The organism is Ruegeria sp. HKCCA4812 (assembly GCF_013034245.1).
GTDB lineage: Bacteria > Pseudomonadota > Alphaproteobacteria > Rhodobacterales > Rhodobacteraceae > Ruegeria.
The window spans coordinates 44,087-59,676 of the sequence record NZ_WQFQ01000001.1; the positions used below are offsets into that span (position 1 = coordinate 44,087).

At 58.5% G+C, this 15,590-nt stretch carries 21 protein-coding genes and 1 other RNA gene; 13 read left to right on the forward strand and 9 right to left on the reverse strand.

The annotated features are described in order from the left end of the window. The first annotated feature begins 7 nt into the window (after positions 1-7). Positions 8-472, forward strand: coding sequence for a nucleoside deaminase (locus GOW04_RS00215; RefSeq protein WP_171167083.1), 465 nt, complete (start codon positions 8-10; stop codon positions 470-472). A 15-nt stretch (positions 473-487) separates the two neighbouring features. Here GOW04_RS00215 and GOW04_RS00220 read toward each other — a convergent pair whose 3' ends face one another. Continuing rightward, complete coding sequence (locus GOW04_RS00220) at positions 488-1,180, reverse strand: metal-dependent hydrolase (RefSeq protein ID WP_171231189.1); 693 nt, start codon at positions 1,178-1,180, stop codon at positions 488-490. 60 nt (positions 1,181-1,240) lie between these two features. On the opposite strand from GOW04_RS00220, the gene GOW04_RS00225 reads away from it, so the two are divergent. Further along, a complete protein-coding gene (locus tag GOW04_RS00225; RefSeq protein ID WP_171231190.1) occupies positions 1,241-1,912 on the forward strand; it encodes a ceramidase domain-containing protein in 672 nt (223 codons plus the stop codon). A 71-nt stretch (positions 1,913-1,983) separates the two neighbouring features. Here GOW04_RS00225 and GOW04_RS00230 read toward each other — a convergent pair whose 3' ends face one another. Together GOW04_RS00230 and GOW04_RS00235 are read right to left on the reverse strand one after the other, a co-directional pair. Next, positions 1,984-2,547, reverse strand: coding sequence for a DUF4202 domain-containing protein (locus tag GOW04_RS00230; RefSeq protein ID WP_171231191.1), 564 nt, complete (start codon positions 2,545-2,547; stop codon positions 1,984-1,986). Positions 2,548-2,703: 156 nt separating this feature from the next. After that, complete coding sequence (locus GOW04_RS00235) at positions 2,704-2,862, reverse strand: hypothetical protein (protein ID WP_171167089.1); 159 nt, start codon at positions 2,860-2,862, stop codon at positions 2,704-2,706. 228 nt (positions 2,863-3,090) lie between these two features. Between GOW04_RS00235 and gatC the strand changes: the two genes are divergently transcribed. From gatC to rnpB, 5 genes are all read left to right on the forward strand, one after another. Continuing rightward, entirely contained in the window at positions 3,091-3,378 is a 288-nt protein-coding gene (gene gatC / locus GOW04_RS00240; protein ID WP_171227827.1) for an Asp-tRNA(Asn)/Glu-tRNA(Gln) amidotransferase subunit GatC, read from the forward strand. 3 nt (positions 3,379-3,381) lie between these two features. Further along, on the forward strand, positions 3,382-4,869 hold the full coding sequence (gene gatA / locus GOW04_RS00245; protein WP_171231192.1) for an Asp-tRNA(Asn)/Glu-tRNA(Gln) amidotransferase subunit GatA: 1,488 nt from the start codon (positions 3,382-3,384) through the stop codon (positions 4,867-4,869). Between the two features lie 38 nt (positions 4,870-4,907). Next, complete coding sequence (locus GOW04_RS00250; RefSeq protein WP_171231193.1) at positions 4,908-5,612, forward strand: hypothetical protein; 705 nt, start codon at positions 4,908-4,910, stop codon at positions 5,610-5,612. Continuing rightward, positions 5,563-6,273: an N-acetylmuramoyl-L-alanine amidase gene (locus GOW04_RS00255; protein ID WP_171231194.1), complete on the forward strand. Its 711-nt coding sequence runs from the start codon at positions 5,563-5,565 to the stop codon at positions 6,271-6,273. The genes GOW04_RS00250 and GOW04_RS00255 overlap by 50 nt, the downstream gene beginning before the upstream one ends. 124 nt (positions 6,274-6,397) lie before the next feature. Next, an RNA gene (rnpB, locus tag GOW04_RS00260) (RNase P RNA component class A) lies at positions 6,398-6,797 on the forward strand. 6 nt (positions 6,798-6,803) lie between these two features. Here the strand turns inward: rnpB and GOW04_RS00265 are convergent. The 3 genes from GOW04_RS00265 to GOW04_RS00275 form a co-directional block, all read right to left on the reverse strand. Then, positions 6,804-7,136, reverse strand: coding sequence for a GYD domain-containing protein (locus GOW04_RS00265; RefSeq protein ID WP_152458759.1), 333 nt, complete (start codon positions 7,134-7,136; stop codon positions 6,804-6,806). Between the two features lie 67 nt (positions 7,137-7,203). After that, positions 7,204-8,046, reverse strand: a complete 843-nt coding sequence (locus GOW04_RS00270; protein ID WP_171231195.1) for a DUF2182 domain-containing protein — start codon at positions 8,044-8,046, stop codon at positions 7,204-7,206. 13 nt (positions 8,047-8,059) lie between these two features. Next, positions 8,060-8,695 (reverse strand): DUF1326 domain-containing protein, encoded by a 636-nt coding sequence (locus GOW04_RS00275; protein WP_171231196.1) that lies wholly within the window; start codon positions 8,693-8,695, stop codon positions 8,060-8,062. 278 nt (positions 8,696-8,973) lie between these two features. Between GOW04_RS00275 and GOW04_RS00280 the strand changes: the two genes are divergently transcribed. From GOW04_RS00280 to GOW04_RS00290, 3 genes are all read left to right on the forward strand, one after another. Beyond that, positions 8,974-9,681, forward strand: a complete 708-nt coding sequence (locus GOW04_RS00280; RefSeq protein WP_171231197.1) for a DUF533 domain-containing protein — start codon at positions 8,974-8,976, stop codon at positions 9,679-9,681. A gap of 127 nt (positions 9,682-9,808) precedes the next feature. Further along, entirely contained in the window at positions 9,809-9,976 is a 168-nt protein-coding gene (rpmG, locus tag GOW04_RS00285; protein WP_037309480.1) for a 50S ribosomal protein L33, read from the forward strand. A 208-nt stretch (positions 9,977-10,184) separates the two neighbouring features. Next, the gene (locus GOW04_RS00290; RefSeq protein ID WP_171231198.1) at positions 10,185-10,691 is read left to right on the forward strand and encodes a hypothetical protein; all 507 of its coding nucleotides are present in this window, start codon (positions 10,185-10,187) and stop codon (positions 10,689-10,691) included. Between the two features lie 136 nt (positions 10,692-10,827). Here the strand turns inward: GOW04_RS00290 and GOW04_RS00295 are convergent, their stop codons facing one another. Both GOW04_RS00295 and GOW04_RS00300 read right to left on the reverse strand, forming a co-directional pair. Next, entirely contained in the window at positions 10,828-11,607 is a 780-nt protein-coding gene (locus GOW04_RS00295; RefSeq protein ID WP_171114763.1) for a Bax inhibitor-1/YccA family protein, read from the reverse strand. Positions 11,608-11,791: 184 nt separating this feature from the next. Then, positions 11,792-12,001: a DUF1127 domain-containing protein gene (locus tag GOW04_RS00300; RefSeq protein ID WP_171114765.1), complete on the reverse strand. Its 210-nt coding sequence runs from the start codon at positions 11,999-12,001 to the stop codon at positions 11,792-11,794. A gap of 124 nt (positions 12,002-12,125) precedes the next feature. Here GOW04_RS00300 and GOW04_RS00305 point away from each other — a divergent pair, with 124 nt between their 5' ends. Then, a complete protein-coding gene (locus GOW04_RS00305) occupies positions 12,126-13,007 on the forward strand; it encodes a LysR family transcriptional regulator (RefSeq protein WP_171231199.1) in 882 nt (293 codons plus the stop codon). Between the two features lie 6 nt (positions 13,008-13,013). Here GOW04_RS00305 and GOW04_RS00310 read toward each other — a convergent pair whose 3' ends face one another. Beyond that, positions 13,014-13,970 (reverse strand): NADPH:quinone oxidoreductase family protein, encoded by a 957-nt coding sequence (locus tag GOW04_RS00310; RefSeq protein ID WP_171232004.1) that lies wholly within the window; start codon positions 13,968-13,970, stop codon positions 13,014-13,016. Between the two features lie 339 nt (positions 13,971-14,309). Here GOW04_RS00310 and GOW04_RS00315 point away from each other — a divergent pair, with 339 nt between their 5' ends. Then, positions 14,310-14,681 carry a helix-turn-helix domain-containing protein gene (locus tag GOW04_RS00315; protein WP_152458749.1) on the forward strand — a complete coding sequence of 124 codons (372 nt, stop codon included), beginning with the start codon at positions 14,310-14,312 and terminating at the stop codon, positions 14,679-14,681. A 40-nt stretch (positions 14,682-14,721) separates the two neighbouring features. After that, positions 14,722-15,513, forward strand: coding sequence for a histidinol-phosphatase (gene hisN / locus GOW04_RS00320; RefSeq protein ID WP_171231200.1), 792 nt, complete (start codon positions 14,722-14,724; stop codon positions 15,511-15,513). Positions 15,514-15,590 lie beyond the last annotated feature (77 nt).

The following is a 15,590-nucleotide window of genomic DNA, read 5'->3' on the forward strand; positions in this document are numbered from 1 at the left end:
AGGGGGCATGGTATTCAAATCGCATATGCAACAGGCCCTGGCCGAGGCGCGCGCAGCCGCTGACCGCGGCGAGGTGCCCGTGGGGGCCGTTGTCGTCGGACCGGACGGAGCGGTCGTGGCCGTGGCCGGAAACCGGACGCGCGAGTTGAATGACCCCACGGCCCATGCGGAAATCATGGCCTTGCGTGCAGCCTGTGCGCAGGCGGGCTCTGAACGGCTGCCGGATCATGATCTCTACGTCACGTTGGAGCCTTGCGCGATGTGCGCCGCGGCCTTGGCGGCCGCGCGCATCCGGCGGATCTATTACGGTGCGGCAGACCCCAAGTCCGGGGGCGTGGCGCATGGCGCGCGCGTGTTTTCGCATGCACAGGCTCATCACGTGCCCGAAGTCTATGACGGGATTGCAGGCGAAGAGGCTGCCGCGCTTTTGAAGGCCTTCTTCGAAGCGCGCCGCCAGGACAAGCCGGGCTGACGCGCTGCTCTGTCGTCAGAGGGTGATGGCTTTCATAACCTCAGGTTCGATCACGTCGACCCCGGGCAACTCGTCGATCAATGCCTGTGCGCATTGTTCCAGAATGGGGAACGTCTTGTAGTGACATGGGATGACCGTCTTGAAGTCAAAGTACCGTTTCGCGGCATAGGCGGCGGCTTTCATATCCATGGTGAAATGCCCGCCGGCCGAAAGGATGCCGATATCGGGCTTGTAGTAATCCCCCATCCATTCCATGTCGGCCATGATGTCGGTATCGCCCGAGACGTAGAGCATACGCCCCTCGGCCGCGATCATGAAGCCGACTTCACTGCCGCCGGTGCGCAGACCGTCCGGTGTTGAAAAAGTCGAGCTGTGAGAGGCCGGTACCATTGTCACCATGACGCCGTTCAGGTCGACGGTGCCGCCTTTGTTGAAACCGATGGTCTCAATGTCTTCCGCTTCGCTCCAGTATCCCATCAGGTCATATTGTCCGACAACGGGGATTTTCAGGTGCTTTGCCAGGGGAAGTACATCGGCCACGTGGTCAAAATGCGTGTGGGTCAAAAGAATGTGGGTCGCCCCTTCCAGCACGGCATCGTGCCGATCTTCGGGCAAGACCGGGTTGCCGGTCAGCCACGGGTCGATCAACAGAACCTGCCCCTGCGTTTCAATGCGAAAACTGCCATGGCCCAGCCAGATAATGTTCATTCCGGAATTCCTCTCAAGTCTTGTCTTGGCTCCAGCCTAGCATCGGCTATGTAAATTTCCATGGACTGGATTCGAGAAATTGATGGCTATTGTGAACGCGTCTCGCCGGATTATTGGGCCGAGCCGATCAACGCGATCACGAACGCTGCTTTTCTGATTTCCGCATGGGTCATGTGGCGGCGCGTGCGCGATCAGGACATGCCGCTGGCCAAGGGTCTGGTCGTGATTTTGGCCATGATCGGGATCGGAAGCTATCTGTTTCACACCCATGCCCGGGTTTGGGCGGCTTTGGCGGATGTGGCGCCGATCCTGCTGTTCATATTGGTCTATATATATGCGGTGAACCGCGACATCTGTCGCATGTCGTCCGGAATGGCGATCTGCGGTACGATTCTGTTTCTTCCCTATGCGGCGCTCGTTGCGCCCCTGTTCCAGCTTGTGCCGGGGCTTGGCGGGTCGGCGGTTTACGCGCCGGTCCCTTTGTTGATCCTGATCTATGCGTTCCTGCTGCGGGGCCAAGACATGATCCTGGCCAAAGGGATGACAATCGGGGCCTTGATCCTGATTCTGTCGATCACGTTCCGGGCGCTGGATTTGCCAATTTGCAGGCAATGGCCAATGGGGACGCATTTCATGTGGCATATCCTGAATGCCATCATGCTGGGATGGATGATCGAGGTTTATCGCGCAGCTCTTGTCAGGGGCCGTTTCTGCAAAGGCCCGGCGTCTTGAGGCGCGGGAGGATCGCTTGTGTCCTCCGAGCCTCGTGACAAGGAGGTCAACGAAACCGCCGTGGTCCGATTCTAGTTCTGAAAGGCTGCGGCCAGATGGTCGGGCAGATCAAATTCGTTCAACACCCGAGCGCGGCCTTCGGGCGACATCTTGCGGGCCGTTTTTTCAACGATGCTCTGGATTTTCTCGGCCGAGTGTTTTGCGGCAAAGGGCTGGAAATACCATTTCAGAAACACAAAGCAGATCACGTCTTCCAACGCCTGCACTTCCGCGTCCCGCTTGATGCCCTGTTTGCGCAACATGCGCCCTGCGGCCTCGACCTGTTCTGAATCGTAACCTTCGCGGGTCATCAACCCCATGACCACGTCGGCATGGTGTTCGCCCTGCGCCTTGCGCCATGACAGGTATCCAACCCGGCCTTCGGGATATTCACTGCGGGCAAGTTTCCAACGTTCCACATGCTGCCCGCGCGCGGCGATTTGAAGGGCGTCGGAAGCGTCCGGAAACAGGCGGCCCAGCTCGGCACTCATGCGTTCGCCATACAACAGCGCCGCGGGGCGGCCCTCATCTTGGTTGGGGTCATTTGCATTGGCTGCGTCGATTGCGTCCAGAACCGCTTGTTTTTGCGCGCTCATCATCTGCTCCACTGGCTTGCCTGAACTACGAAACCTCGGCGCAGTTCTACTCTGTATTCGACGTCATGCTAGCGGCTTGCTCTGGGATGTGCATCCTCGAAAATGAAAAACAGCCGGGTCAGAGAGGGGATATCTGACCCGGCCAGGACCTGCGCGTTACTTGGCAGGTTTAACCTGATCCTGCGTGACCGGTTCCGTGATAGGGGACGGGAAGGTCAACGTGCGTGTCAGGTTGCTTGTGTCGATACCCAAAGCCATGGCCGGTGCGGCCAAAATCGTGGCGGACAAGACTGCGGCTGTTATCAGGGGTTTCATGTTTTTTCTCCGGTTTGCGTTATGTCGCATAAATAAAATGAACAGTACAGTTTAGTTTTCAAGATCGATAATGAACTATTCGGTTTACTTTTTTGCATACCGGTCATTCAGTTTTGAATGGCCTCAGAAGAGGGGGGAGTTCCAAACTCGGACCTGCCCAGGGCACCCCGGTCTTGCGACTGCCGCTACAGACGGGTAAACGCCCCCTAACATAGATGAGGGAAGCCGATGTCGATTGACCAAAGCACCGCCGCCAAAGTGGCCAAACTGGCCCGGATCAAGGTCGAGGATGACGCGCTACCGGCGCTGGCATCCGAGTTCAACACCATCCTTGGGTTCATCGAACAACTGAACGAAGTGGACGTGGAAGGTGTCGAGCCGATGGTTTCGGTCACACCCATGCGCCTCAAGCGCCGTCAGGACGAAGTCACCGATGGCAATCATCAGGACAAGATTCTGGCCAACGCCCCCGACGCCCGCGAAGGGTTCTTCGCAGTCCCCAAAGTGGTGGAGTAAGACATGAGCGATCTGAACAAATTGGGCCTGGCCGAGGCCCGCGACGCGTTGCGAGCCGGCGACGTCACCTCTGTTGAGCTGACAGAAGCCTGCTTGAAAGCCATTGATGAAGCAGATGCGCTGAACGCATTCGTCCACAAGACGCCCGAGATCGCGATGGAGCGCGCCAAGGCCGCGGATGAACGGATCAAGGGTGGGGACGCTCCGTCAATGTGTGGCCTGCCGATCGGCATCAAGGACCTGTTCTGCACCAAGGGCGTGCCGTCACAAGCCGCGTCGGGCATTCTTGAAGGCTTCAAGCCGGAATACGAATCCACCGTGTCACAGCAACTGGCCGACGCAGGCGCGGTGATGCTGGGCAAGCTGAACATGGACGAATTCGCCATGGGCTCGTCCAACGAAACATCGGTCTATGGCAACGCGGTCAGCCCGTGGCGTCGTGGCAACGATGATGCGCAGCTGACGCCGGGCGGTTCGTCGGGCGGATCTGCGGCCGCCGTTGCTGCCGATCTGTGCCTTGCAGCAACGGGTACCGATACCGGCGGTTCCATCCGGCAGCCCGCGGCTTTTGTCGGGATCACCGGCATCAAGCCGACCTATGGTCGTTGCTCGCGCTGGGGCATTGTGGCGTTTGCGTCCTCGCTGGATCAGGCCGGTCCGATGACCAAGAATGTCCGCGACGCCGCGATCATGCTGGAAACCATGTGCGGCCATGACGCCAAGGATTCGACCAGTGCGGATCTGGCCGTTCCGAATTTCGAAGCGATGCTGACTGGCGACATCAAGGGCAAGAAGATCGGTATCCCCAAGGAATACCGCATGGACGGCATGCCCGCCGAGATCGAAAAGCTCTGGGCCGATGGTGCCGCGATGCTGAAGGATGCGGGGGCCGAGATCGTCGATATCTCGCTGCCGCACACCAAGTATGCGCTGCCTGCCTACTATGTGATCGCCCCGGCCGAGGCGTCCTCGAACCTCGCCCGCTATGACGGTGTCCGCTATGGGCATCGTGCACAGTTGGCGCAGGGGGATGGCATCACCGAGATGTACGAAAAGACCCGCGCCGAGGGCTTTGGCCACGAAGTGCAGCGCCGGGTCATGGTCGGCACCTATGTTCTGTCGGCTGGTTTCTACGACGCCTATTACAACCGTGCCCGCAAGGTGCGCACGCTGATCAAGAAAGACTTCGAAGATGTCTTCGCGGCCGGGGTCGACGCCATCCTGACCCCGGCAACCCCATCGGCGGCCTTCGGTCTGGGCGAAATGGCCGAAGCAGATCCTGTTCAAATGTACTTGAACGATGTCTTCACCGTGACCGTGAACCTGGCCGGACTGCCCGGTATCTCGGTCCCCGCAGGGCTGGACACACAAGGTCTTCCGCTGGGATTGCAGCTGATCGGGCGTCCCTGGGAAGAAGACGACCTGCTCAATACCGCCTATGCGCTGGAAAACGCGGCCGGTTTTGTGGCCAAGCCCGGGAAATGGTGGTAAGCCTCGGGCAACTGAAGCACTAGACACGGAGCCAAACAATGCGCGTTTTGCTTTTGGTCCCCGCTCTTGCACTGGCAGCTGCGTGCACGGATGTCGCGCCGCTGACCAGCACGGGTTTCAACACGCCTGAATACCAGGCGCAGCGCGAGGCTCAATTGGCAGGTCAGGGCGTGGCCGGCAACCCTCTGCTGGCCCCGGTCGAAGTTTCACAACAACCGCTGGGCGCCCCGGGTACGGCGCCTGTTGCCACGGGTGAAAACGCGGATATCGCCAACCAGACCGCGGCGGCATTGGCCAGCACATCTGGCCAAAACCCAGCCGCGGTTACGGCGGTTCCCGTGGCGAACACTGGCGCGATTTCGGATGAACAGGATTTTGCCGCCGTGTCCGAACGCCGCAGCATCGAATCCGACGCCGCCCGGATCGAGCAGAACCGCCAGACGTATGAACTCGTGGCCCCGACGGCAGTGCCCGAGCGTACGGCGAGCGGCCAGACAAACATTGTGCAATACGCGCTGAGCACGTCCAATCCGGTAGGTGTGCAACTTTACAGCCGGTCCGGTTTCAACCTTCAGGCCAAGGCTCAGAGGAACTGCGCGCAATTCCCATCCCCTGATCAGGCTCAGATCGAGTTTCTGTCCAATGGCGGCCCCCAGCGCGACCGCAAAGGTCTGGACCCGGATGGGGATGGCTATGCGTGTGGCTGGGACCCGAGCCCGTTCCGCAGTGCCGTCAGCAACTGACCCCCTGAACCCGATCTGGCATCCGTCACCCAATTTTGGTGAGCGCCGAGATGGTCTGACACCATCCTTGATCGTGATCCATTACACGGCGATGGACAGCGCGCAGGCGGCTTTGGATCGTCTGTGCGACCCAAAGGCCGAGGTCTCGGCCCATTACCTGATCGGCAATGATGGCAAGCTGTGGCAGATGGTGCGCGAAGAAGACCGGGCCTGGCACGCGGGTGCCGGAGAATGGCACGGTCAGGCCGACATCAACTCTCGTTCCATAGGCATCGAGCTGGACAACGCCGGCAAGCATCCGTTCCCCGAACCCCAGATGCATCGGCTGGAACAGCTGTTGCGCCAGATAATGCACCGTTGGGCCATCTTGCCAAACGGTGTTATCGGCCATTCGGACATGGCGCCTGGGCGCAAATTTGACCCCGGTCCGCGATTTGACTGGTTGCGGCTCGAGCGCAACTTGCTGGCCACGCCCCGCGGATATGCCGCTGGTCCGCAAACTGCATCAAAGGGCCAGTTCCGAAATCTGGCTCAGGCTGCCGGTTTCAGCGCTGATGTAGACGATGATACGCTGTTGCATGCCGTCCGCCTTCGATACCGCCCATGGGGCAGGGGGCCTTTGCAGCAAGCCGACTTTGCACCGTTGATCCCGCACTCCTGATCCGCCCTTCATCTGGCTGAAAATACCCCGGGGTTGAATTGGCCGCAGGCCAAGAAGGGGCTGGCCCCTTCTCTGAACCATCCACCCTTGACGCCGCCGACCGCAGAGCCTACCCAACCCACGCGCGGAGGGCCGGATGGCCGCTGGGGTCGCAAGGCCCGAGAGGAAAGTCCGGACTCCACAAGACAACGGTGCCGGGTAACGCCCGGGCGGGGCAACCCGACGGAAAGCGCCACAGAAATCAGACCGCCCGGAACTTTGGTTCAGGGTAAGGGTGAAACGGTGGGGTAAGAGCCCACCGCGCCCCTGGCAACAGGGGCGGCACGGCAAGCCCCACCGGGAGCAATGCCAAATAGGGTCCCCGCGCGGGCCGGTCGGCGCAAGCCGATACCGCCGCTAGGCACGTCTTGGCCGAGAGGGACCGGGTTGGCAGCTTGAGCCGCGCAGCAATGCACGGCCTAGAGGAATGGTCATCGAAGGGGGCAACCCCGGAACAAGATCCGGCTTACAGGTCCTCCGCGCGTATCCTCCTATCCTCCGGGCGGCGTGTAGGAGCCGGTCAGCGCCGCCGCCTTTTCGGTTATCGACGTGAACTCGTCCGCAGTCCAGGCGCGAACGGTTTCGATGTTCGTCACTGCACCCGACGCGGCGACAGCCATGCCAACGGCCACGGCGTCTGTGCCATCAGGGGCTTCGCTGATCACAACCACGTCGTTGCTGCCGGTTGTCATGTAGAAGGACAGCAACCTGCCACCTACTTTTTCCAGCAGAGCCTTCACCGGACCGGTGCGGTTCTCGGGCTTTTGCAACATGCCTTTGACACCGGCTTGCGAGTAAGATGCGTAAGTAATGAAAATGGGCATTGATACCTCCTGTTACATCAAATCGTTTTTGGGTCTTCAAGTCAGCCGACCCCGGGGCCGTTCAAAATCAGGTGCCGGAAAACAACGGTGCCGTGATGAACCAGAGGCCAGCGCCGATCAGCGCAAAACCTGTTACCGGCACAAGCCACCGGGCCCCGGGCAAAAGTTTTTCCAGCGCGACATAGGCGGCAATTCCGACAATCCAGTAGAGGTTCATGATCCCTCCGACGAAAAGCAGCAGCATCAGTGCCCAGCAGCATCCCAGACAATACGTGCCGTGCAGGATACCGGTGCGGAAAGCACCGAATGTTCCGGGTCGGTTGTGATCGGCCAGGAAACGTGCGGGGCTCTGACAGTGGCGCAGGCATGCGTTTTTCAAAGCTGAAAACTGATAGGCGCCAGCCGCCAGCAGAACGCTGCCTGCGAAGACACCCGAACTGATCGTCATCATCGGCCCGTCGGACAACCCGATTTGTTCCAGCCCCCATTGCAATGCGGTTGCAATCAGGCTGAACGCCCCCCAGGCCACCAGATAGCCGGTTAAAAACCACAGGCTGAACGCAACCGTCCGGTGCTTTTCAGGCCCTGTCCGCTTGACCGCGATGAACAGAAGAACGGCAGGCGCAGCGCTTGGGGTCATCATGGCGATCATCATGACCCACCACATCAGAAAAATCGGCAAGGCATAGCTTGCGCTCCACGCTGCTGCCGGGCCCATTTGCATGGGATCTCCGACAGGGCCGGCCATCCGGGTCATCTCGACCGCGGACATGTTCATCCCGACGCCAGCTATCGTGTACCAGGTTGCACCGAGGATGATCAGAAGAACGCTTCCCAGAACAATCGCGCTGTCCTGTCTCAGCAACCACTCAACCGTCCCGCCCCGGGGCGATGCGTTCTGTTTGGTCATCGTTGTTCTCTGCTTATGCGCCCAAGACGCCATGGCCCGAGATGTTCAGATGCGCCAGATGAGCATGGGTTGCGTCAAAGGTCAGCTTGATTTGACCACCCGTCGTAGTCGCACTGCCCGATGCCGCTTCGGCATGGCGGTATTCAAAGCCGTTCGGCAACTGTATCGACGCGCGGTGAGGTGCGCCCGATACGATATGAGGGATCGGATTGACCTCAACATCGAAAACTCCGGCAACCTTGGCGTATCCGCTGCGTTCTTCGCGGTTCCAGTCCAGTTCAATCGGAACAAACAGGGTTTCATGTTTCAAAGGCGCCATGGCGCTGAAGACATACCAGAACGTGGCCATTTCATCCGTATCCTGACCGGTCATGATTGCTTGCAACGCGGCCCGCTGTTCAGCTGTTGCTCTTTCATCAATGATCAGCTGCATCTGACCGTTGCCCTCATGAATTGGTCCCGGCCAATGATAGACCCCTGCCGCCCGAAGACCGCCCAGATCAGTGTCACCGTAGTGACCGCTGCGAATGTCAAAGACCACAACCGCCTCGCAATTGCCGTGTGACGGCAGTACGCTGAACTGACACGGGCAACCGAAGTTGCAATTGCAATTGGCCAGTTCTTCGGCCTGAATAGCCCATTCTGTCATGATAGCCCCCCAAGAAAAGTCGCATAAAACAGCTCTGCTCGTTGCGGGTTGAACCCATTCACGCTGCCTCGGCCTTCGAGCCTGAATTCGGCTTCTTGGATGGGCGAACCTATCACGAATCCGTGATATGTACAAACAAGACAGCAAATTACATGCATTCTTTGGGCTTTATCATGTGCCGGGCTATGGGTCGGTCGCGTTCAGGTTGAGCACGGTATTCGGGATTGCATTCGGCTGTTAGACTTTCGGAACCAATTTGAAGATATGGGAGGTTGATTATGAGCTTTATGAAAACGCTGGCGTCCGTGGCCATTGGTTTTGCTGCGGCCAAGGGCATGGAAAAATATCAGAAGATGGGCGGCATGGCCGGGCTGCAAGACATGATGCAAGGTGCCGGCGGTGGTTTGGGCATGGATCAGCTGGGCAAAATGGCAGAACAATTTGGTCTGCCCGGTGGCGCGTCAGGCTTGCAGGACATGATGAGCAAGATGGGGGTTGGCGGCAGCACAGCCGGAGCCGCTGGTTTGGGTGGGTTGTTGAACGCCATGCAAGGGGCCGCCAAAACTGCCAATCAACACACAGGTGACATGATGGAAACCGTGTTCGGCGGCACGCCCGCGGGTGCAGCGATGGAAGAGCAGGCAAAACTCATGCTGCGCGCAATGATTCAGGCTGCCAAGGCAGATGGTGAACTGGACGAACAGGAAAAGGAAATCATCCTGGGTGAATTGGGCGATGATGTCAGCGAGGAAGAGCGCGCATTCGTGCAAGAGCAGCTGAACGCACCGATTGACGTCATGGGATTGGCGGCTGATTCTGGTGCGCCGCTCAAGACGCAGATCTATGCAACTTCCCTGGCTGCGATCCGTCTGGACAACGTGCGCGAGGCATCTTACCTGCGGCAATTGTCCACCGCTCTGGGTCTTTCCGACGCGGAAAGAGACCAGATTCACACGTATATGGGCGCGCCAACCCTGCCTAGTTGAACCTGCACCAGATTCCTGTGCCTGTATCATCCGATTGGCCTTGACATAGGCGGTGCAGCGCGTAAAAGCGCACGCTCATAGGAATTCAACCGAAAGGCCCCTGCCTTTTCGGACGCAGGAGATAACCATGGCGAAGCCGACGACAATCAAGATCCGTCTGAACTCGACCGCGGGCACGGGCCACTTCTATGTGACCAAGAAGAACGCGCGTACCATGACTGAGAAAATGACCATTCGTAAATACGACCCGGTCGTTCGCAAGCATGTCGAGTACAAGGAAGGCAAGATCAAGTAATCTGCCATTCCATATGGAAATTCCGAAAAAGGGCTCTGTTGCACAGAGCCCTTTTTCAGTTCCGGTTTCCTGATTTCAGCGGATGGCAGGCTGCGGCAGTCCGTTGCAGTGGCGCATCAGCGTTTGGGACAATCGCATCCCCTGCGGCTTGCTTTTTGTGGGAACCTGCAAGTACGCTTCAGCAAACCGCCACAAAATGTTGACCGCCATGAAAAAAATCTTGTTATCCACAATTGCCGTTCTGACCCTAGCGGCCTGTGAAGACCCGTTTAACCGCGAAGGTGTCGGGTTTACTGGAATCGATGGCGAACCGCGCACGATTTCGGACGTACCCGGTGCCGTCGCCTTTCTGCCAGACGCGACCAACGTTCCGGCAGAGCTGGCGGAACTGCGGACAGTCACGCTTTTGAGTGATGAGGTTGAGCCGTCCAAGGTGGCTTCAGTTGCAATAGACAATGGCGGGCAGACGCCAAACACGGCTGTTCAACTGCAAGGAAGCGACACAAACCTGTTCCTCAGCACTGTCAGTGTCAACGGCACCTTGTTTGGTGTGCTGCGCACGAGTTCGAACAGTGTGAAGGTCGAAAATTCGATCGGTGTAGGCTTTGCGGAAGAAACAGAGCGTTTCACCGGCTGTCTGCCAGCTGGCGGTGTATTCCGCAAAGGAACCTCCGAGAAAAGTTCCGGCTTTGCCATACCTCTGAACTGTAGCTGAACCCGATTACGTTCCAGTATCTCAAAGCCCCGCCTCGACGGCGGGGTTTTTCATTTCCGGGCAAAAGAAATCCGTCGCGCAAAAGAAAAGGGCCGGTCGTGGACCGGCCCTGAACCAATTCGGTTGTCGGCAAGTCTTATTCTTGCTGACCCATGAACATCAACAGGAACTGGAACATGTTCAGGAACGAAATATACAGGCTCAGCGCGCCGTCGAAGGCGGCTTTGTCCAGCCATTCCTGATCGCCATGTGCAGCGTGGGCGACGTAAGTGTTCTTGATGTCCTGCGTATAGAACGCGGTCAGACCGGCAAAGATCAGGATGCCGATGGCCGAGATGGCCAGCATCATCACGCCGGATTGCAGGAACAGGTTGATGATCATCGCAACCAGCAGACCGATCACACCCATCATCAGGAATGTGCCCATTCCGCTGAGGTTCCGCTTTGTGGTGTAGCCATACAGGCTGAGGCCAGCAAAGGCGATCGACGTCACCAGGAAGGTCTGGGTAATCGAGTAGGGCGTGAAGACCAGAAAGATCGAGCTCATCGAAATGCCCATTACGGCGGCAAAGACGAAGAAGCCAAGCTGAACAGTCGCGGCTGAGCCACGGCGCATCAGGGCACCCCACCCAAACAAGATGAACGCCAGCGGAGCGAACATGACCACCCATTTCAGCGGCGACAGGAACAGTGCGCCGCCCAGGCTCGTCAGATAGCGGTCTGCGCCGATCTGTGCGACCGCATTGCTTGGATCGCTGGTTACTGCCAGACCGGCAATTGCCCATGCCGCCAGTGCCGTGATCAGCATGCCGACGGACATCGTGCCGTAGACTTTGTTCATGTGGGCGCGCAGGCCCTGATCAATCTCGGCGGCGCGCGCGCCGGATGCCGTCCGGATCGTGTCGAATTGTGCCATCAAAGGGTCTCCCTAGTCGTCAAGTTAGAGCGCCCCGGCAGAGCGGGGCGGTTTTCCATCTAAATATCGGCAACAAGGGGCTGTGTTTCAAGAGATTCCGGGCGAAAACCGACTAAAACACGCAACAAAAATGCCAACAGGCGACTCAAAGTCGCCCATCGCCATAAAAATATGAGAGTCACAGTCACCTTTTCCAGAATTGAGGTGCATCCCAGAAAAAGCGTTTTGCTTCTGCGGATGCTTCCTCGCGGGTGACTCCGATATCGTCCAGCACGGCAGCATCCAGTTGTGCCAGATTTCGCCGCTGTCTGGACAGTTCGAACGCTTGAGAGATCAGGGACACCAGGGAACGTTTGGCCGGTTTGCAGGGATTATGGATTGCGAGTTGCGTCATAGCTTGTCCTTTCTGTATTCTCGATGGTTTTGCTGGCTGTTATCAATTTCCTTGATTGATATGGGTGAGTGTGACACATTTTAAAAACGAATATTTTTGATGGAACGCATAAGGAATCGTGAAGATGCGAAATCTGGACATTACAACCCTGCGATCCTTTGTGGCGGTGGCGGATCAGGGCGGTGTGACCCGCGCCGCCGGATTTCTGCACCTGACGCAGTCTGCGGTGTCCATGCAGCTGAAGCGGCTGGAGGAGCTGCTGGGCCTGGAGTTGCTGGACCGAAGCGGCAGGACAATTGCTCTGACCGCATCCGGTGAGCAGCTGCTGGCCTACGCGCGCCGCATGATTGCCCTGAATGACGAGGTAATCTCAAAACTCACCGATCAGGCCTTTGAGGGCGAAGTGGTTCTGGGCGTTCCCCATGACATCGTCTACCCCGCGATTCCCCGGGTCCTGCAACGGTTCAACGCAGATTTTCCCCGCGTCAGGGTGCAGTTGGTGTCGTCCTATTCACTGCAATTGAAAGACATGTACAAGCGGGGCGAATGTGATGTGATCCTGACGACCGAACCGTCTTCGGCCGCTGGTGCAGAGACCATCGCAGAGCTGCCGTTGCGCTGGATCGGCGCGCCGGGCGGGTCTGCATGGCGCAAGCGCCCGTTGCCTCTGGCACTGGGGCGGCGCTGCTTGTTCAGACCGCAGGTCATATCGGCGCTGGATGCGGCCGGAATACCGTGGGAGCTGTCCGTGGAAACCGAAAACGACCGTACCATAGAAGCCACGGTCAGTGCCGATCTTGCGGTTCACGCAATGCTGGACGGAACCGAGGCCGCACATCTTGAACAGATCGACTCGGCTGGGGCTCTGCCGGATTTACCTGCGCATATGATCAACCTCTACGGTGGCGAGCAGGGCCGGGATGCGGTTGTCGAAGCTCTGGCACAGTTGGTGCGACAGAACTTCAGATTGCTGGGCGGTACCCAGTTGCGGGCCGTGGTTGGATGATCACGATCAGGGCGTGATCACGATCTTGCCCGTGGATTTTCGCTCTTTCAGCAACTGCATTGCATGCGCGACATCTTCAAGGGGCAGGACGTGACTGATGTGCGGTTTTATCCTGCCCTCTGAATGCCACTTGAACAGGGTGTCGAAACTGTTGCGCACAGCTTCGGGTCGGAATTTCAGATAGCCGCCGATATACACCCCGATCACGGTCAGGTTTTTGACCAGCAGATGATTGGCCGGAATCTGCGGGATGTCGCCCCCGGCGAAGCCGATGGGCAGCAAACGCCCTTCGGGATTGGTGGCCCTGAACGCGGCCTTGAACACATCCCCGCCGATGACGTCATAGACGACATCCGCGCCACCCAGCGATTTGACCCGCTCGCGCAGGTCTTCGGAAGCATCGATCAGATGATCGGCACCAGCGGCACGGGCAACGGCAAGCTTGTTCTCGCCGCGCGCCTGCGCGATGACCGTGGCGCCCATAAGCTTGCCGATTTCGACGGCAGTCAGGCCGACGCCTCCCGCTGCGCCGGTGACCAGAAGGGTTTCACCCGGTTGCAGGCGTGCCCTGTGATCAAGGGCCATGTGACTGGTGGCATAAGCGATCTGGATGGCGGCGGCGTCTTCGAATCCGGTGTCGTCCGGCAGCACGATCGCACGATCCGCGTCGAATACACCGTACTCGGCCAGCCCACCCTGACCGGAATAGACTGCGATCCGGTCGCCTGGGCCGAGTGTTGAAACGCCGGGCCCGACTGTCTCCACGATACCGGCGATCTCCATGCCCAGGGTGAATGGGGCAGGTGGCGTGTCCTGATACGCCCCCGTCTGCATCAGCAGATCGGCGAAATTCAGGCCGCAAGCTTTTATCGCGACCCGCACCTGGCCTTCGCCCGGCTCGGGTATTTTCACGTCACAAAGCTGGGCAGACGCCCCGTCGGATGGAATGCAATAGGCCCGCATATTGTTCCTCAAGAGTTTCCGACATAGGCGCGTGTGCCGTCAGAAAAGTCAATCCGTTTGCTGCGCGGGCGCAAAAGGCCCCCGATTTTGAAGGAGGATTCAGTTGCAGGAATATGGTTCTGTAAAGGCTTTGGGTAATACAACCACAAATCCCTGTCAGGGGCATTCGACTCAACCAGCTTGAAAAAAATCTCAAAACCGGCATTATAAACAATCAGTGCTGTAAACGGGGGGCGGTACAGTCCGTATTAGGGAGCGGTTAAGGGGAGCTCTCTAAAACTGCGATATCGGACGTCGCAAAATCCCGTGCAGATGTTTGTGTAGTATAGGAGAATACCAATGACTCATCACGTCGATGTCCATGTGGGCAAGCGCGTTCGGCATCGCCGCTGGCTGATTGGGATGACCCAGCAGCAGTTGGCGCAGCAAGTTGGTATCAAGTTTCAGCAAATCCAGAAATATGAGACCGGTGCCAACCGAATCAGCGCATCCCGCCTGTGGGACATCGCCGAGGCGCTGGATGTTCCGGTCAGCTTTTTCTTCGAAGGTCTGGAAGAAGCCCAGAAAGGCGATGCGGACAAGAAATCCGTCCCTGCCGACCTGATGGGTGACAAAGAGGCTTTGGATCTGGTGCGCTCTTACTATGCGATTCCGGAAAACCAACGTCGCCGCCTGTTCGAGCTGGCGCGGGTTCTCAGCGACGTTGCCTGACTGACTTGACTTTGTCGCGGATTGCTCGCACCTCAGGGTCATGCAACCGACGACACAGAGCGATATCGAAATTGCCGAAGAAATGGCCGAAGCTGCGCGTGAGGCCATACTTCCCTTTTTTCGTCAAACAAATCTGGAAACCACGAACAAGTTGGCCGATGGGTTCGACCCGGTGACAGTGGCTGATCGTGCCGCTGAACAGGCGATGCGGGACGTTCTGGCGCGGCGGCGCCCGGATGACGGTGTGCTGGGCGAAGAGTTCGGCGCGCATACGGGCACCAGTGGCCGCACCTGGGTACTGGATCCCATCGATGGGACCCGTGGGTTTATCAGCGGCACGCCAACCTGGGGTGTTCTGATTGCGCTGAGTGATCAGGACGGGCCTTTTATGGGTGTAATCGATCAGCCGTATATCGGAGAGCGCTTTGTCGGATCGTCTTCCGGTGCTCACATGACCGGTCCGCAGGGCACCAGAAGTATGCAAACGCGCGATACCAGGGCGCTGGATCAGGCGACCTTGTTTACCACGTTCCCCGAGGTTGGAACCCCGAAGGACCGCGCAGGGTTTCATGCCGTGTCCGAGCAGGTGCAGCTGACGCGCTATGGAATGGATTGCTATGCCTATGCGCTTCTGGCTGCCGGTCAGGCGGATTTGGTGATCGAGGCGGGCTTGAACTCCTATGATATCCAAGCGCCGATTGCCGTTATTCAGGCGGCCGGCGGTATCGTGACCGATTGGCAGGGCGGCCCCGCACATCACGGCGGCCGGGCGCTGGCTGCGGCAAACGCTGACCTTCACGCCGCAGCGCTTGAGATACTCTGCCAATTCTGAATTCTGTTGCCCGGCGCATCAAAGGCAACTACAACGGTGATGGCCGGTTCTTGCGCCCGTTTTCCACCGGCCGACGC

Excerpts from the sequence above, each read along its gene's own strand:
- GOW04_RS00275 (WP_171231196.1), bottom strand. The coding sequence starts at position 8,695 with ATGACAGAATGGGCTATTCAGGCCGAAGAACTGGCCAATTGCAATTGC.
- gatA (WP_171231192.1), top strand. The coding sequence starts at position 3,382 with ATGAGCGATCTGAACAAATTGGGCCTGGCCGAGGCCCGCGACGCGTTG.
- GOW04_RS00280 (WP_171231197.1), top strand. The coding sequence starts at position 8,974 with ATGAGCTTTATGAAAACGCTGGCGTCCGTGGCCATTGGTTTTGCTGCG.
- GOW04_RS00230 (WP_171231191.1), bottom strand. The coding sequence starts at position 2,547 with ATGAGCGCGCAAAAACAAGCGGTTCTGGACGCAATCGACGCAGCCAAT.
- GOW04_RS00250 (WP_171231193.1), top strand. The coding sequence starts at position 4,908 with ATGCGCGTTTTGCTTTTGGTCCCCGCTCTTGCACTGGCAGCTGCGTGC.
- GOW04_RS00305 (WP_171231199.1), top strand. The coding sequence starts at position 12,126 with ATGCGAAATCTGGACATTACAACCCTGCGATCCTTTGTGGCGGTGGCG.
- GOW04_RS00255 (WP_171231194.1), top strand. The coding sequence starts at position 5,563 with ATGCGTGTGGCTGGGACCCGAGCCCGTTCCGCAGTGCCGTCAGCAACT.
- GOW04_RS00315 (WP_152458749.1), top strand. The coding sequence starts at position 14,310 with ATGACTCATCACGTCGATGTCCATGTGGGCAAGCGCGTTCGGCATCGC.
- GOW04_RS00270 (WP_171231195.1), bottom strand. The coding sequence starts at position 8,046 with ATGACCAAACAGAACGCATCGCCCCGGGGCGGGACGGTTGAGTGGTTG.
- GOW04_RS00225 (WP_171231190.1), top strand. The coding sequence starts at position 1,241 with ATGGACTGGATTCGAGAAATTGATGGCTATTGTGAACGCGTCTCGCCG.
- gatC (WP_171227827.1), top strand. The coding sequence starts at position 3,091 with ATGTCGATTGACCAAAGCACCGCCGCCAAAGTGGCCAAACTGGCCCGG.
- GOW04_RS00235 (WP_171167089.1), bottom strand. The coding sequence starts at position 2,862 with ATGAAACCCCTGATAACAGCCGCAGTCTTGTCCGCCACGATTTTGGCC.
- GOW04_RS00220 (WP_171231189.1), bottom strand. The coding sequence starts at position 1,180 with ATGAACATTATCTGGCTGGGCCATGGCAGTTTTCGCATTGAAACGCAG.
- GOW04_RS00300 (WP_171114765.1), bottom strand. The coding sequence starts at position 12,001 with ATGACGCAACTCGCAATCCATAATCCCTGCAAACCGGCCAAACGTTCC.
- GOW04_RS00265 (WP_152458759.1), bottom strand. The coding sequence starts at position 7,136 with ATGCCCATTTTCATTACTTACGCATCTTACTCGCAAGCCGGTGTCAAA.
- GOW04_RS00215 (WP_171167083.1), top strand. The coding sequence starts at position 8 with ATGGTATTCAAATCGCATATGCAACAGGCCCTGGCCGAGGCGCGCGCA.
- hisN (WP_171231200.1), top strand. The coding sequence starts at position 14,722 with ATGCAACCGACGACACAGAGCGATATCGAAATTGCCGAAGAAATGGCC.
- GOW04_RS00310 (WP_171232004.1), bottom strand. The coding sequence starts at position 13,970 with ATGCGGGCCTATTGCATTCCATCCGACGGGGCGTCTGCCCAGCTTTGT.
- GOW04_RS00295 (WP_171114763.1), bottom strand. The coding sequence starts at position 11,607 with ATGGCACAATTCGACACGATCCGGACGGCATCCGGCGCGCGCGCCGCC.
- rpmG (WP_037309480.1), top strand. The coding sequence starts at position 9,809 with ATGGCGAAGCCGACGACAATCAAGATCCGTCTGAACTCGACCGCGGGC.
- GOW04_RS00290 (WP_171231198.1), top strand. The coding sequence starts at position 10,185 with ATGAAAAAAATCTTGTTATCCACAATTGCCGTTCTGACCCTAGCGGCC.